Origin of the sequence: Dysgonomonas sp. 37-18 (assembly GCF_001899125.1) — a bacterium.
Lineage (GTDB): Bacteria > Bacteroidota > Bacteroidia > Bacteroidales > Dysgonomonadaceae > Dysgonomonas.
The window spans coordinates 1-15,269 of sequence record NZ_MKVC01000023.1; the positions used below are offsets into that span (position 1 = coordinate 1).

At 39.8% G+C, this 15,269-nt stretch carries 17 protein-coding genes and 1 pseudogene; 12 read left to right on the forward strand and 6 right to left on the reverse strand.

Features of this window, described 5'->3' with window-relative positions:
* From BGO84_RS07630 to BGO84_RS07645, 4 genes and pseudogenes are all read right to left on the reverse strand, one after another.
* Positions 1 to 463: pseudogene (locus tag BGO84_RS07630) on the reverse strand (1,4-alpha-glucan-branching enzyme); the annotation flags it as partial.
* Between the two features lie 48 nt (positions 464 to 511).
* Complete coding sequence (locus BGO84_RS07635) at positions 512 to 958, reverse strand: YhcH/YjgK/YiaL family protein (protein WP_291028680.1); 447 nt, start codon at positions 956 to 958, stop codon at positions 512 to 514.
* Between the two features lie 14 nt (positions 959 to 972).
* On the reverse strand, positions 973 to 1,371 hold the full coding sequence (locus BGO84_RS07640) for a DUF805 domain-containing protein (RefSeq protein WP_291028681.1): 399 nt from the start codon (positions 1,369 to 1,371) through the stop codon (positions 973 to 975).
* A 20-nt stretch (positions 1,372 to 1,391) separates the two neighbouring features.
* Positions 1,392 to 1,796, reverse strand: a complete 405-nt coding sequence (locus BGO84_RS07645; protein ID WP_291028682.1) for a hypothetical protein — start codon at positions 1,794 to 1,796, stop codon at positions 1,392 to 1,394.
* A 164-nt stretch (positions 1,797 to 1,960) separates the two neighbouring features.
* Here BGO84_RS07645 and BGO84_RS07650 point away from each other — a divergent pair, with 164 nt between their 5' ends.
* From BGO84_RS07650 to BGO84_RS07675, 6 genes are all read left to right on the forward strand, one after another.
* Positions 1,961 to 4,114, forward strand: coding sequence for a M3 family metallopeptidase (locus BGO84_RS07650; RefSeq protein ID WP_291028683.1), 2,154 nt, complete (start codon positions 1,961 to 1,963; stop codon positions 4,112 to 4,114).
* A 98-nt stretch (positions 4,115 to 4,212) separates the two neighbouring features.
* Positions 4,213 to 4,779, forward strand: coding sequence for an elongation factor P (gene efp / locus BGO84_RS07655; RefSeq protein WP_135104740.1), 567 nt, complete (start codon positions 4,213 to 4,215; stop codon positions 4,777 to 4,779).
* 130 nt (positions 4,780 to 4,909) lie between these two features.
* Entirely contained in the window at positions 4,910 to 5,608 is a 699-nt protein-coding gene (gene radC, locus BGO84_RS07660; protein ID WP_135104741.1) for a DNA repair protein RadC, read from the forward strand.
* A 21-nt stretch (positions 5,609 to 5,629) separates the two neighbouring features.
* On the forward strand, positions 5,630 to 6,181 hold the full coding sequence (locus BGO84_RS07665) for an SMI1/KNR4 family protein (RefSeq protein WP_291028684.1): 552 nt from the start codon (positions 5,630 to 5,632) through the stop codon (positions 6,179 to 6,181).
* A 92-nt stretch (positions 6,182 to 6,273) separates the two neighbouring features.
* Positions 6,274 to 6,591, forward strand: a complete 318-nt coding sequence (locus BGO84_RS07670) for an iron-sulfur cluster assembly protein (RefSeq protein ID WP_026177074.1) — start codon at positions 6,274 to 6,276, stop codon at positions 6,589 to 6,591.
* Between the two features lie 88 nt (positions 6,592 to 6,679).
* The gene (locus BGO84_RS07675; RefSeq protein ID WP_366246698.1) at positions 6,680 to 7,408 is read left to right on the forward strand and encodes a UDP-2,3-diacylglucosamine diphosphatase; all 729 of its coding nucleotides are present in this window, start codon (positions 6,680 to 6,682) and stop codon (positions 7,406 to 7,408) included.
* Positions 7,409 to 7,475: 67 nt separating this feature from the next.
* Here the strand turns inward: BGO84_RS07675 and BGO84_RS07680 are convergent, their stop codons facing one another.
* Positions 7,476 to 7,952, reverse strand: coding sequence for an outer membrane beta-barrel protein (locus BGO84_RS07680; protein ID WP_291028686.1), 477 nt, complete (start codon positions 7,950 to 7,952; stop codon positions 7,476 to 7,478).
* 399 nt (positions 7,953 to 8,351) lie between these two features.
* Between BGO84_RS07680 and BGO84_RS07685 the strand changes: the two genes are divergently transcribed.
* On the forward strand, positions 8,352 to 8,699 hold the full coding sequence (locus BGO84_RS07685; RefSeq protein ID WP_135104745.1) for a CidA/LrgA family protein: 348 nt from the start codon (positions 8,352 to 8,354) through the stop codon (positions 8,697 to 8,699).
* Positions 8,696 to 9,394, forward strand: coding sequence for an LrgB family protein (locus BGO84_RS07690; RefSeq protein WP_006843368.1), 699 nt, complete (start codon positions 8,696 to 8,698; stop codon positions 9,392 to 9,394). Before BGO84_RS07685 ends, BGO84_RS07690 begins: the two co-directional genes overlap by 4 nt.
* Before the next feature lie 72 nt (positions 9,395 to 9,466).
* On the opposite strand, the gene BGO84_RS07695 is transcribed toward BGO84_RS07690, so the two are convergent.
* Positions 9,467 to 10,600: an NAD(P)-dependent alcohol dehydrogenase gene (locus BGO84_RS07695; RefSeq protein WP_291028687.1), complete on the reverse strand. Its 1,134-nt coding sequence runs from the start codon at positions 10,598 to 10,600 to the stop codon at positions 9,467 to 9,469.
* A gap of 313 nt (positions 10,601 to 10,913) precedes the next feature.
* Here BGO84_RS07695 and BGO84_RS07700 point away from each other — a divergent pair, with 313 nt between their 5' ends.
* From BGO84_RS07700 to murI, 4 genes are all read left to right on the forward strand, one after another.
* On the forward strand, positions 10,914 to 12,791 hold the full coding sequence (locus BGO84_RS07700) for an ABC-F family ATP-binding cassette domain-containing protein (protein WP_291028688.1): 1,878 nt from the start codon (positions 10,914 to 10,916) through the stop codon (positions 12,789 to 12,791).
* Positions 12,792 to 12,922: 131 nt separating this feature from the next.
* Positions 12,923 to 13,408: a GyrI-like domain-containing protein gene (locus tag BGO84_RS07705; RefSeq protein WP_135104749.1), complete on the forward strand. Its 486-nt coding sequence runs from the start codon at positions 12,923 to 12,925 to the stop codon at positions 13,406 to 13,408.
* Between the two features lie 100 nt (positions 13,409 to 13,508).
* Positions 13,509 to 14,054: a transposase gene (locus tag BGO84_RS07710; protein ID WP_291028689.1), complete on the forward strand. Its 546-nt coding sequence runs from the start codon at positions 13,509 to 13,511 to the stop codon at positions 14,052 to 14,054.
* 250 nt (positions 14,055 to 14,304) lie between these two features.
* Complete coding sequence (gene murI / locus BGO84_RS07715) at positions 14,305 to 15,132, forward strand: glutamate racemase (protein WP_291028907.1); 828 nt, start codon at positions 14,305 to 14,307, stop codon at positions 15,130 to 15,132.
* The last annotated feature ends 137 nt before the right edge of the window (positions 15,133 to 15,269 follow it).

The window sequence follows — 15,269 nt, forward strand, 5'->3', positions numbered from 1 at the left end:
GAAACTCATAAGGTAGCAACGGATCCCACACCTGTGCGCTGAATATATGTGTATGATGGTCTTGTACTACTCTGGTTGTCCATGCGGGGATACGTTCGCCCTCTCCACCATTCCAACATACAATAAGTTTGTATAGGTCGTGGTGTTTTATTTTGTCCAGAGGCAGTTCTATTTGCCACTCACCGTTACCGTTTGGTTGCAGTCTGAACTCTTCAGTTTTTTGCCAGCCGTTGAAATCGCCTATCATATAGATAGCGGTTGCATTCGGGGCCCATTCTCTGAATATCCACGACTTTTCTGTTTTGTGAAGCCCAAAATACAGGTGTCCTGAGGCAAATTCAGAAAGAGTGACCTTTCCGTTGCAGGTAAGGTCGGCCTCTCTTTTCTGGATATATTCATAACGGCCTTCTATCGCTGCTGCATAAGGTTCTAACCAAGGGTCGTTTTTAATGAGTTTAAGCATGTCTGTCAATTGTTAATTACAGTTCGTCTCCCAAAGTGGGGGAGGAACTTATATTTTTATTTTTACCACTACTTTTCTTACCTGTCCTTCGCCTATACAAGGGGCATGCCCATCTTCTGGGAAGAATATAAGAAAGTTGCCGGGTAAGACTGTTATCTGTGTTTCAGTTTTGTCGTCAAAGAACTGAATGTCTTTTTCTTCATCAAAGTTGCCAATAGGATGCGTCAGGTCTTGGTGAGCTTTCCACCCGAAGGTTTCAGGCCTGCTTATTGGCAGTTGTATATCTATATATTTGTTATGTGCCTCCGGCTTCGCATTGTCGGCTGCTCTCAGGTCGCTGTCGCTTACCATTACAAAAAGGTCTTTACCTTTCAGCTCTGTTTTAGTCGGTTCGGCTTTCGAGAAATCAATTGATTTCAGATAGTCGAATGCCTCTTTAAACAGCGGGTGTAGATGTTCGTATTTTCCTGAGTTTTCTAATTTGTCTAATATCATTTTTTTATCTTCTTTTACTCCTGTTCGGGTACTCCTATATTGTCTATCATATCTTCTACACTTTCGTTGCCTTCGCCTTTGGGATTAAACCCATATTCATTTTCGCCATAATCACTTCCTGCAAAAAGCATCCAAAAAGCATAAAAAGGGACGAGTTGAAACCATCCGCTATTACCTCTGTCGTGGCATCTTTTCGCTCCTTGTGCAATCAAAAACCAATAGGCTGGTATCAAAAGAAGGAAAATGATAAGAAAACTCCAGTTTACATCCTCAAGTATTCCAGACAAGGCAAGAATGAGGGCAATCGTATAATAGTATGCTACATAAATAAGATAACTAAGTCCATATTCTAATCTGCGGATACGTCCTTTTGCAGAAAATGGATTTTGAAACATGCGTTGTTTGTCTTCCATATTTTATTTTGTAATCCTTTTTATTGCTTATATTCTTGAGGTGTTATGATTGTAGAAAATATATACTTTCCATTTTGGTCGTTGTATATATACTTTACGGTAATATCGTTATCCCTGAATATTTTTAAGTCGGGATTTGTTTTCAATACCTCCAAAAGCTGCGGCTTCAATTGTGTTTTGAAAGTGGTGGTATCACTTATCACCACTTGTAGTATGGTAAGATGATACTCAAAATTACTACTGCCTACAGCAACGCACTTATCTAGGCGAGTCCACTGATCCAATGTCTTAGGGCAATCTTTGTTTGTCTCGGCAGCTATTGCCTGCAACTTGCTTTCGATACTGCCTGCACACCGGGTGAATGAAAAAATGCTAATTAGCAGAAATGTGCAAATGAGGTTTCGGCTACTTAGAAGTTTGTTCATGGATTCTTAAATTTTATAAACCATACAAGTTTAAGAAAATTAATCGGATTATCTGTTAATTCCGCTGTTTTTTATTGTGGAAGCCGATTAAATGTTTCTCCTTAACGTTATTTTTACTTACTTTTGTCATAAAATCTAATCATTCACACGATTAACTTATTTGTATGAAGAAAATCTTATTTATTCTTAGTATTCTAATTATGGTTTATTCTTGTAACACTACAAGCAATAAGGATGGGAAAGATAATCCTTTCTTTTCCGAATTCGACACTCCGGAAGGGGTTCCTCCTTTTGATAAAATAAAAGCAGAACATTTTATGCCTGCTTTCGAAGAAGCAATGAAGCGTCATAATGCCGAGATTGATTCTATCATCAATAACCCCGAAGCACCTACTTTCCAAAATACAGTAGTGGCTTTGGACGAGTCGGGCCGGATGCTTGATCGGGTAGGTTCTGTATTTTCTGTAATGACAGGCACAATGTCCGATTCTGTGTATCAGAATATAGAAAAGGAGATTACGCCTTTACGTACCGAGCACTATGATAATATCAACTTCAACGAAAAGCTTTTTGCTCGCATCAAAACCGTGTACGATGATAGCCTGCAAGTAAAGACCCTGACAACAGAGCAAAAGATGTTGTTGGATAAAACATACAAAGGCTTTGTCCGTTCGGGTATCCTGCTCGATGGTTCGAAGCAAGCACGTTTGCGTGAGATCAACAAAGAGCTGAGCAACGCATCGCTTAGTTTTAATCAGAACCTGTTGAAAGAGACAGATAGCTACCAATTGGTAATAGACAAAAAAGAAGACCTCTCGGGACTTCCTGAGGATGTGATTGCCGCTGCTGCTAAAACAGCAAAAGACAAAGGGCTGGAAGGTAAATGGGTGTTTGGTCTGAGCAAACCAAGCTGGGAGCCGTTTTTGCAATATGCCGACAATCGCGCGCTTCGCGAAAAACTATATAAGGCGATGTATATGCGTTGTGATAACGGAAATGAATTCGACAACAAAGAAAACATAAAGAAGATAGTAAGTCTCAGACTTGAAAAAGCAAATATGCTTGGCTATAAATCGCACGCCGACTATGTACTCGAAGAAACAATGGCTAAGACTCCTGAAAATGTGATGGGGCTGCTAAACAATATATGGAAGTATGCTCTGCCGCAAGCTCAAAAAGAGGCTGCCGAACTTCAAGCTATTGCTAAAAAAGAAGGACATGATATAAAAATAGAATCGTGGGACTGGTGGTACTATGCCGAAAAGCTTCGTAAAGAAAAATACGCATTGGATGAAGAGGCTTTGAAACCTTACTTCAAAGCAGATAATGTGCGTGAAGGTGTATTTGCTGTCGCAAACAAACTATATGGCATTACATTCAAGCCGAAAACAGATATACCTGTATATCAGCAAGACGTAAAAGCATACGAGGTAAGTGATGCTGACGGTTCATTTATAGGAATCATTTATTTCGATGATTTTGCACGTCAGGGTAAGCGTCCGGGAGCATGGATGAGCAGCTTCCGCAAACAGGAAGTATATAAAGGTGAGTTTGTTTATCCATTGATCTACAATGTGGGTAACTACAACCCTCCAACAGATGGCAAGCCGGCACTGTTGACACTCGATCAGGTGGAAACTATGTTCCACGAATTCGGACACGGATTGCACGGATTGTTATCTAAATGTACTTACAACGGCGTGTCGGGTACATCGGTTGTTCGCGACTTTGTAGAGCTGCCTTCTCAGATCATGGAGCACTGGGCATTTGAGCCGGAAGTATTGAAGATGTATGCAAAGCATTATGAAACAGGCGAAACTATTCCTGCCGAACTGATACAAAAGATTCAGAATGCGGGTTACTTCAATCAGGGATTTGCTACCACAGAGCTTGTGGCTGCTGCAATTCTGGATATGAAATGGCATACGCTGACCGCTTCTTCTCCAAACTTTGACCCTAAACATGGCGAAGGTCTTGAAAAACTGAACGTAGATAAATTTGAGGCAGATGCAATGAAAGAAATCGGCTTGATCTCCGAAATAATACCTCGATACAGAAGCACGTATTTCCAACATGTATTCAGCGGAGGCTATTCTTCGGGATATTACAGCTACTTGTGGTCTGAAGTTTTGGACTCTGACGCATTCCAGGCTTTTGTAGAAAAAGGAAATATTTTTGATCAGGAAACTGCAAAATCGTTCCGTGAAAACGTATTGTCGAAAGGCGGATCGGAAGAGCCAATGGTATTGTACAAAAAGTTCAGGGGCGCAGAACCTAATCCGATTTATCTGTTGAAGAACAGGGGATTTGTAAAGTAATAAGTTCTAAGTTGTTTGTTAACTGATAACTGTTGGCTGATAAATGTAATTTATTATCTTTGCAACTCGAAAAAAATAATAACAATAAAATACAATCAATGGCAACTACTGCAGATATAAGAAACGGTATGTGCATCGATATCGATGGACAATATTATGTAATAATCGAATTCCTTCATGTGAAACCGGGTAAAGGCGCCGCATTTGTACGTACAAAAATGAGAAGTGTAACTACCGGACGTGTTCTTGAAAGAACATTCAATGCCGGAGTGAAGCTGGATGAAGTGCGTATCGAAAGACGTCCGTATCAATTCCTTTATCAGGACGATATGGGGTATAACTTTATGAATACCGAAACTTTCGAACAAATATCTCTTGCAGGGGATATGATAGCCGGGGTGGCTTTTCTTAAAGAAGGAGATATGGTAGAGATACAGGTGCATGCCGAAACAGAAACTGTATTGACAGCCGAAATGCCTCAGAACGTTGTACTTTTGGTAACGTATACCGAACCCGGACTGAAAGGTGATACTGCAACCAATACGTTAAAGCCGGCTACTGTAGAAACAGGGGCTGAGGTGCGTGTTCCACTCTTTATTAACGAAGGAGACAAAATTAAAATTAATACAGCCGACGGCTCGTATGTAGAAAGAGTAAAAGCATAGTAATTATTACTTTTATAGAGGATAAGGTCAGTTTTCAAAACTGGCCTTATTTTTTTTATGAAAAATATTTTATATTCAAATTTTATGTATATTTTTGAAGTTGAATGGATCTAGGAGACAAATAACCTACATGAAACTTAATACGAAACTAAACATTAAGGATTGGGCTGAAGAAGACCGACCCCGCGAAAAGATGTTGTTAAAAGGGGTATCGGCACTTTCTGATGCTGAATTGCTAGGTATACTGATCGGTTCGGGCAATAAAAGCGAAACAGCGGTTGAGCTGTCCCAACGGATTTTACATAGCGTTTCCAATAACCTGAACACTCTGGGTAAATTGGAAATAAAAGACCTTATAAAGGATTTTAAAGGAATAGGAGAAGCGAAAGCAATAACAATAGTGGCGGCACTGGAATTGGGAAAAAGAAGGAAATTGTCTGAAGCCCTTGTCAGTCCGCAAATTACGTCCAGTAAAGATGTGTATGATATATTTCATCCGATATTAGCAGACCTAAAGCATGAAGAAGTATGGGTTTTGTTCCTTAACCGGGCTAATAAAGTGGTGAAAAATATACAGATAAGTAAAGGTGGTTTGACCGCAACAGTAGTGGATATCCGTCTGATAATGAAAGAAGGTATCCAATCCTTAGCCTCGGCTATGGTACTGTGTCATAATCATCCCTCGGGAAACACTCAACCGAGCGACGATGATGATCAGATTACAAAGCGGCTCAAAGAAGCAGGACATATTATGGATATCCGCCTGCTCGATCATATTATTGTTTGTGACAACTCATACTACAGCTATATGGATACTGGGAGATTATAGAAGAGCAAAATAAGTATTAAGATGAAAACCGCTATTACACAAAACTCAATTGTAGAGCAAAGTTGGCCTCGTATAGAGAGCTATTTATTGAAACGAGGCGTGAGACCTGATGCAGTATTACTACCCGGGGCAACGCAAGAACAGATAGGCTGGGCCGAGTCTGTGCTTGGTGTAAAGTTACCCATCGATTTTCTCGAATTTTATAAAATACATAACGGGCAGATACCTAATGCGTATGGCATCGTCAACGGTGAAGAGTTGATGAGTCTTGAGCGTATTGTAGAAGAGTGGGTTATTTGGCAACGTCTGGCTACTGCCGGAGCCTTTGATGATGCGATGGCAAATGCAGACGATGGCGTACAAGAAGTGTGGCATAGTCGCTCGTGGATACCTTTTACCGACGACGGTTTGGGTAATCACTTGTGCTTGGATATGGCTCCTGCAAACAGGGGATCGCGGGGTCAGATAATTCGTATATGGCACGACGATACCGGTCGATTCAGGCAAGCACCATCTTTTGGCTCTTGGGTTGCTAATTTTGCATACGACTTGAACCGGGCGATGTTCGTATAATCATCTTTTTTCATTATTTTTGTACCTCTAACAGAGGGTGATTGTAAACATTATATGCCAAAGAATGTTTATAACTCACATACAAAAAATGAATTATGAGTGATTTATTACAATTAGAAAGCAAAATAGTAAACATGTTGAAGACTGTTTACGATCCGGAAATACCAGTCAACGTTTACGATCTCGGACTAATCTACGAAGTGGATATAGACGATGATAAAAATGTAACCATCACAATGACGCTGACAGCTCCAAACTGTCCGGCAGCCGATTTTATACTCGAAGATGTAAGATATAAAGTACAGTCGGTTGCGGGAGTCAATAATGTGATCGTAGATCTTACTTTCGAGCCCGAGTGGAACAAAGATATGCTTAGCGAAGAGGCAAAACTTGAGTTAGGATTTTTATAAAACACAGGCGGTGGGAAAGAAAGTTTATTTTTTATCCGATACCCATTTGGGTTCTGCTTTTCATAAGAAAAGAATGGATAAGCAACAGATGATGACATTGCCATCTGTAAAAATCAAAGAAAGTTATTTCCCACAACATGAGGTGGAGCGCAAGCTGTGTCGTTGGCTTGACATGGTAAAGCAAGATGCACAGGCTGTTTATCTGTTGGGTGATATTTTCGACTACTGGTTCGAGTACCGGAATGTGGTTCCGCGTGGATTTGTCCGTTTCTTGGGCAAAGTAGCCGAGCTTACAGATATGGGTATAGAGGTGCATTTCTTTATCGGCAATCACGATATTTGGGTGACCGACTACTTACAGAAAGAGTGTGGTATGATTGTTCATGTTCAGCCTTTGGTGAAAGAAATATTCGGCAAAAAGTTTTTTCTGGCACATGGAGATGGCTTAGGTGATGATTCTGCATCATTTAAAATCCTGCGGTCTGTTTTCCATAGCAAAATATGCAGAAAAGCTTATGCCGCTATTCATCCCCGTTGGACGGTAGGCTTTGCGCAATGGTGGTCGAACCACAATCGTGAGAACGACGAGATGCCGGACTATTTTGGTGAAGATAAAGAGCACTTGGTGGTCTATGCCAAAAATCATTTGAAACTGGCTCCGAATATCAACTTCTTCATCTTCGGACATCGGCATATAATGCTCGATCTGATGATTTCTGCTACCGGCAGGGTCGTGATATTGGGCGATTGGATTAAGTTTTTCTCTTATGGCGTATACGATGGTGAGAACTTTTCGTTAGAGATGTTTGAAGAGTAGACGGTTAAATAATAGACACAAAAAAAGGGAGAATCTTTATTCTCCCTTTTTTATTATTTATAGATATTTAGAACTTAACACCATATCCAAATCCTACAGTGAAATGGTCAGCATCGCTGAATGTATACTTCATTTCGAGGTTTAAGAAAGTATTGCTGCTCAGATTATACTCCAAGCCTCCACCAAGATTGAATCCCCAGTTTGTGAAGCCATTACTGCCACTACCATTACTACCAGAATAGCGATTGTTCAACATTGCCAAACCAGCTAAAGGGAATACGCTTACATTACCTTCTAATGGAAATACATAATGTGCATTTACGTTGATATCAAGCCCTGTAACTTTATTCTTAGGAAATAAGAACATTACATCCGGTGCAATACGAATATTGTTAGTGATGTTGTATCTGCCTTCAGCACCAATCATCAAACGACCCGGGTCTGATTGATAACCGGCTTGAAGAACGCCTGATTTTTCACCTTGTTGTGCTTGCACTCCGATTGCCAATAAGGCAAACATAAAAACGAATAATACTTTTTTCATATACAATTATTTAATAAATTATTATACAATAAAATATACTTTAAATATTTAAAATTAAGATTTGATTATTTTTTCAGATTGTAATGTGCTACGGTTAAAAAATTTGTTCTGGTTTTAATTTTTTATTTAATGTTATTATTGTGTCCTTTTTAAATCCCTTTTAACAAACAAACGCACAAACATAATATAAAGTTCACAAATATTTGTGCTTTTAGGTTTGTTTTTTCTAAATAAAAGCGTTTTTGATAAATATTTACAGCTTCTGAAATGACTTTAAAATCTACATAGTTAAATAATACTTAGGGAGTTTACTCTGTCTGAAAAATTAAAGTGAGGTCTGATAGCTTATCAATAAAAAACATCTAACTTTGTACCCGAGTTAATTAGAAGGTTATCGTTATGAAAATGATAAAAGGTATCTTTATCATTCTCCTGTTTTATTTCTTGGGACAAGGAATCAGTTATCTTATTCAAGGATTCGTTCCCGGGAATATCATCGGAATGATTTTATTATTCCTCAGTCTTTACTTCAAGGCTATCTCTCCCGACAATGTAAAAGACGTAGCAAATGTGTTTACCCGCAACATGGCAATATTCTTTATTCCTGCCGGAGCAGGCTTATTGGGTGCGTATGGTGTGATCAGTAAATTCTGGATGTCTATACTCATCGTTTGTTCGGTGAGTACGGTATTGGTTATTGTGGTTGTCGCTATTGTTCAACAGCAAATGGAACAAAGAAGAAAATGAGAGCACTATTTGAATCCACAGAATTTACGCTTCTCCTTGTTTTTGGCAGTTACCTGTTCGGACAATGGGTTTTTAAGAAGACACGCATCGCTTTGTTGCATCCTATGATTGTTGCCATTGCTATTATTATAGCATTCTTAAAGGTGACAGGTATCGATTACCGGACTTTTGAAGAGAGTAGCCGGTTTGTTAGCTTCATGCTCGGGCCTTCCGTTGTGGCGTTAGGCTATATACTATACGAGCAGTTGGCATACCTTAAGGGCAATGTAATATCCATCCTTACTTCTATCTTTATGGGTAGCATTGTGGGGATACTCAGTGTGGTACTATTAGCGAGAATAACAGGAGCCGATCAGATGCTTATCCATTCTCTCGAACCCAAATCGGTGACTACACCCATTGCGATGAGTATTGCCGAACAGTCGGGCGGTAATGTATCGCTTACGGCGGTGATTGTGCTTTTCTGCGGTATATTCGGAAGTATTATCGGACCACCTATATTACGTTTGCTGGGTATCAAAAGCAGTGTTGCCAGAGGCTTGGCTATGGGAGCTTCTTCACACGGAGTAGGTACAGCCAAAGCAATGGAAATGGGGATGATAGAGGGCGCATTGAGCGGGCTTGCCATCGGCTTGATGGGGGTAATGACTGCATTGCTGATACCTATATTGCACCAGCTGTTTGCTTCATTATAGAAAAAGGCCGATAGGATGAAAAATCCTTATCAGCCTCCAAGCATAAAAAGCTTATTGAATTCAGCAAAACTCTTATCTCAAAGATGATATGTCTATAACGTAACGGAATTGAACTTTTCCGGCGAGTACATTTTTGTATGCTTCATTTACCTGTTGTATCGGTATAATCTCTACCATCGGGTAAATGTTGTTAGCGACCGAGTAATCCATCATTTCCTGTGTCTCGCGTATGCCGCCAATCAACGTTCCATATATTTTCTTGCGTCCTTGCAGAGCCCACGTTTGCACAGATGGCATGTCTTTGATAGCCGGAACACCAATCAGAACCATTGTACCATCAACTTTCAGCATCGACAGATACGATTCTACGCTGAACGAAACGGGGATCGTGCTCAAAATGAGATCGAATGTTCCTTCCAGACCTTTCGATTCGTCTGCATTTTTTGTGTTTACATATCTTACCGCACCCAGTTTGGCGGCAGCCTCACGTTTATCTTCGGTAATGTCGAAAATAGTAACTTCGGCTCCCATCTTTACAGCATATTGCACAGCCATATGTCCCAATCCACCAAAACCCGCAACGGCAACCTTATCGCCCGCCTTCACCTTATTATATTTCAACGGCGAATAGGTAGTAATGCCTGCACATAGGAGAGGAGCTATTTTTTCGAGAGGAGCACCTTTCGGTATGGTTATCGCAAAAGCTTCTCTGACAACGATGTTATTTGAGTATCCGCCTTGCGTATATCCGTCACCTTCCTTGCTGCTGTAGGTATAAGTAGCCCCTTTGGTGCAATATTGTTCTTCACCTGCTTTGCAGTAGTAACATTCTCCGCACGAGTTGACCATACAACCCACGCCTGCATAATCTCCGACTTTGAACTTAGTAACATTCTTGCCTGCTTTCACTACCTTGCCCACAATCTCATGTCCCGGAACAAGCGGATAGGCTACTTGCCCCCAGTCGCCTTTAACGGTATGTATATCTGAGTGGCAGATACCCGAATACAGTATCTCTATCAGTATGTCATCATCGTTGAGATTTCTGCGTTCAAATTCGTAAGGGGTAAGAGGAGCGGAGGGGTCTGTTGCAGCATAAGCTTTTGTACAGATATGCCCATGATGTTGGTGATCGCATTGAGCATTCAGGTGAATGACTCCAAAAATAAACAGAGCAACGAAGCTGCTAAGAAATTGTGTCTTCATGATGATTGTCGATACTTTAAAGTGATAGACTAAAATGACCGTATACATAATATGATCGTTGAAAAAAGAAAAACCCTAAAGGAAAAATCACTTTTTTTATACCGGGGATTTGAAAATATTATTGTCTTATTTTACTTGTTAAAGACAAAAGATACTCCCTGTCGTCAGTATGACTGAGTGTACGTGATATGTAGAGATAACGTTTTAGGTTACTTATAATATCAGGCAGTTCTTTTTTTGGTTACCTTTGCGATGATTAGAAATACAATCTCGGTTTAGAAAAATAGTTTTCAATTTATAACTCAAAATATATATGGCTTCTTTCCTGCAAGTTGAAGGACTTACAAAAAGCTTTGGTGATTTGGTTTTGTTTCGTGATATATCATTCGGTATAGCCGAAGGCGAACGCATCGGGCTGATCGCAAAAAATGGGTCGGGCAAGACCACCTTGTTGAATATACTCACAGGAAAAGAACCTTACGATAGCGGAGCTGTTGTTTTTCGCCGCGACTTGCGTGTTGCGTATCTTGAACAAGATCCTGCCTATCCCGAAAATCTGACGGTGCTAGAAGCGTGTTTCCATTCGGGGAATGATGTTACAGACCTCATTGCCGAATACGAAAGGGTAATCAACTCGAAAGATCATTCGGGGCTTGATGCTATCTTGCAGAAGATGGATGTTTTGCAGGCATGGGACTACGAGCATCGTGCAAAGCAGATTTTGGGACAACTGAAAATTACCGATTTCGAACAAAAAATATCGCAGCTGTCGGGAGGACAGCTCAAACGTGTGGCACTTGCCAATGTGCTGATTACCGAACCCGATCTTATTATTCTCGATGAGCCTACCAATCACCTCGACCTCGATATGGTGGAGTGGCTCGAAGAATACCTTCAACGTTCACGTTTGAGTCTGTTGATGGTAACGCACGACCGTTATTTTCTCGATCGTGTATGTAACGAAATCATAGAGATAGATCAACAACAGTTGTATCAGTATAAAGGAAACTTTTCGTACTATCTCGAAAAGCGTGACGAGCGTATTTCTGCCCAGAATGCCGAGTTGGATCGTGCAAACAATATTTTGCGTAAAGAGCTGGAGTGGATGCGTCGTCAACCGCAAGCCCGGGCTACGAAGGCAAAGTCGAGGATCGATGCATTCTACGACTTGGAAAAGAAAGCCCAGCAGGTGCGTGATGCTGGAAATGTGCAATTACAGATGAAAGGTACATATATCGGCAATAAGATTTTCGAAGCACAGCATGTTTACAAATCCTTTGGAGATATTAAGATACTCGAAGATTTTAATTATGTGTTTGCCCGATACGAAAAACTGGGTATTGTAGGAAATAACGGTACGGGGAAATCTACTTTCATCAAAATGCTGATGGGGGAGGTTGCTCCCGACAAAGGAGGGTTCGATATTGGCGAAACTGTAAAATTCGGTTACTACAGTCAGGACGGACTGAAGTTTGACGAACAGATGAAGGTTATTGACGTGGTTCAGAATATAGCTGAGGTGATAGATTTGGGCAATGGCAGCAGGCTGACAGCATCACAATTTCTACAACATTTTCTCTTTCCACCCGAAAAACAGCACAATTTTGTCTATAAACTTTCGGGAGGAGAAAAACGTCGTCTGTATCTCTGTACAGTCTTGATAACCAACCCTAACTTCTTGGTATTGGATGAGCCTACCAACGATTTGGATATCGTTACGCTCAATATTCTCGAAGAATACCTTCAACAGTTCAAAGGCTGTGTGATTGTGGTATCGCACGACCGTTATTTTATGGATAAGGTGGTAGATCACTTACTTGCTTTTCAGGGAAGCGCACGTATAAAAGATTTTCCCGGCAACTATACTCAATACCGAGAGTGGAAAGAGGTGCAGGAGCTTCTTGAAAAAGAAAAGGAACAGGCTGCGAAGCCTAAAGAAGAAAAGGTGCAACAGGCGCAGCCTAAGAATGAAGAAAAGAAAAAGCTTTCTTTCAAAGAAAAGCGTGAGTTTGAAGAACTCGACGCTCTGATACCGCAACTCGAAGAAGAAAAAGCGAACCTTGAAAATGAATTATCCAGCGGTACATTATCTACCGATGAGTTGTTACAGAAATCAAATCGTATCAGTCAACTGATAGAGGCGATAGAAGAAAAGACAATGCGTTGGCTGGAGTTGAGCGAGCTGGCATAGTATTAGAATAGGTGATTGCAAATCCCTCATGACTTAATCTTTCGGATTGCAAATCCTTATAGTAGAACGCAGGTGATTACAAATCCCCTGCAACGAAAGTATTAATTACATTCGATAAAGATAGAAATATAATGAAAAATTTGAATGTTAAAATAATAGAGTTAAACGAACGAAAATTAGTAGGATTATCTTTAGAAATGTCTTATGCTAATAACTTGACCGCAAATTTGTGGAGAAGTTTTATGCCTCGAAAGCATGAAATTAAACGTATAATAAATTCTGATTTAATCTCTATGCAAATTTATCCAGTTTCTTTTGATTTTTCTCCAAATATAAATTTTAGAAAGTGGGCTGCTGTAGAGGTTTCACTGGTTGAAGATATTCCTCAGAATATGGAAAGTTATACTATACAAGGAGGACTTTATGCCCTGATTCATTATAAGGGGTTGAGTACAGATACACGTGTCTTTGGATATATTTTTAATGAGTGGCTACCCCAATCTGAATATCTCTTAGATAATAACAGACCTCATTTTGAAGTGTTGGGTGAGAAATATAAAAATAATGATCCTGAATCTGAAGAGGATATCTATATCCCGATAAAGATTAAAAAGTAAAGAGAAGATTTGTTCCTCTCCAATTTTACTGTCCGATCGTCCTTTCGGATTTGCAATCCGAAAGTATATATTAGCAGGATTTGCAATCCGCAATAGAATCATGATAAATATACAAAACCGAATAGCACAAGATATATATTTTACAACAACTACAGTTGTCGATTGGGTTGATATCTTTACTCGTTCACGATATAAACATATCATAATAGAGTCATTGCAATACTGTCAACAAAACAAGGGTTTATTAATATATGCGTGGGTATTAATGAGTAATCATTTGCATATGATTGTAAGTGCAGAAGGAGAAAATACGATGAGTGACATTCTGCGTGATTTCAAGAAACATACAAATAAGCAAATTATGCATTCGTTAGAGAGCGACATTCAGGAGTCGCGTTGCGAATGGATGTTAAACCGTTTTGAGTACGCTGCACGAAACGATAAGAAGATTAAGAATTATCATTTTTGGCAAGATGGGAACGATATGCAACCTATTTATATGTATGATTATTTAGTACAAAAATTGAATTATATCCACCAAAATCCAGTGGTAGCCGAAATTGTTAATAAGCCGGAGGAGTATAAGTATAGTTCTGCTATAGATTATGCAGGGGGGAATGGTCTGCTAAATGTTATTATTGTTTAGTTTCTTTCAGATTGTAAAATCCTTATAGTAGATGGCAGGTGATTACAAATCCCCTGTAACGAAACCTAACTTGCGGATTTCAAATCCACAAGAACGAAAGATTGCTCGTCCTTTCGGATTTAACTACGTTACACTCCGTTGATTGCTATTTGTAATCCGAAAGCTCAACACAAGAACATATTAATTTTTAATATCAAGATTAATCAAATAACTTCAATATTGTATTTATCTTTGCAGAAACAAAAAGATGATGCTTAAACCCGGACCTATTGGTGTATTTGATTCAGGATATGGAGGTCTCACGATACTATCGGAGATACAAGCCCTTATGCCCGAATACGATTATTGCTACCTTGGCGATAACTCGCGTGCACCTTATGGCGCTCGGTCGTTTGAGGTAGTCTATGAGTTTACCAAACAGGCCGTAACGGCATTGTTCGATATGGGGTGTAATCTTGTTATTCTTGCCTGTAATACAGCATCGGCAAAAGCTTTGCGTACCATTCAGCAAAAAGATCTGCCAAATATGAATCCCGATAAGAGGGTGTTGGGTATTATACGCCCTACAGCCGAGATTATCGGACAGATAACACGCAGCAGGCATGTAGGAGTCTTGGGTACAGTGGGCACTATACAGTCGCAGTCGTACCCGATAGAGATAAACAAACTGTTTCCCGATATAAAAGTAACCGGTGAGGCTTGCCCTATGTGGGTTCCTTTGGTAGAAAATAACGAATACGAAAGTGAAGGAGCAGATTACTTTGTGAAAAAAAATCTCGATAATATTTTAGCTAAAGATCCCGATATAGATACACTTATTCTTGGCTGCACGCATTACCCGTTGTTGCTGAATAAGATAAAGAAAGTCCTACCCCGGGAGGTAACCGCCTTGCCTCAGGGAGAATACATTGCCCATAGCCTCAAAGATTATCTGCGACGGCATCCCGAGATGGATGAGGCATGTACCAAAAACGGAGAGACGCATTATTTTACAACCGAATCTTCCGAAAAGTTTTCAGGTGCGGCAACTATTTTTCTGAACAAAGAGATAGAAGTAAAGCACATTACACTCGATTAAAAATCCCTTATTTTTCGGTCTGCTAAAAAACAATTATATTTGTTTTTATTAATTGGCATGGATTTTACAAAAAGGAAATAAAGAAGTAAAAACCCCCTATTGTATATTATATAAATATACATCATTTAGAGCATTTC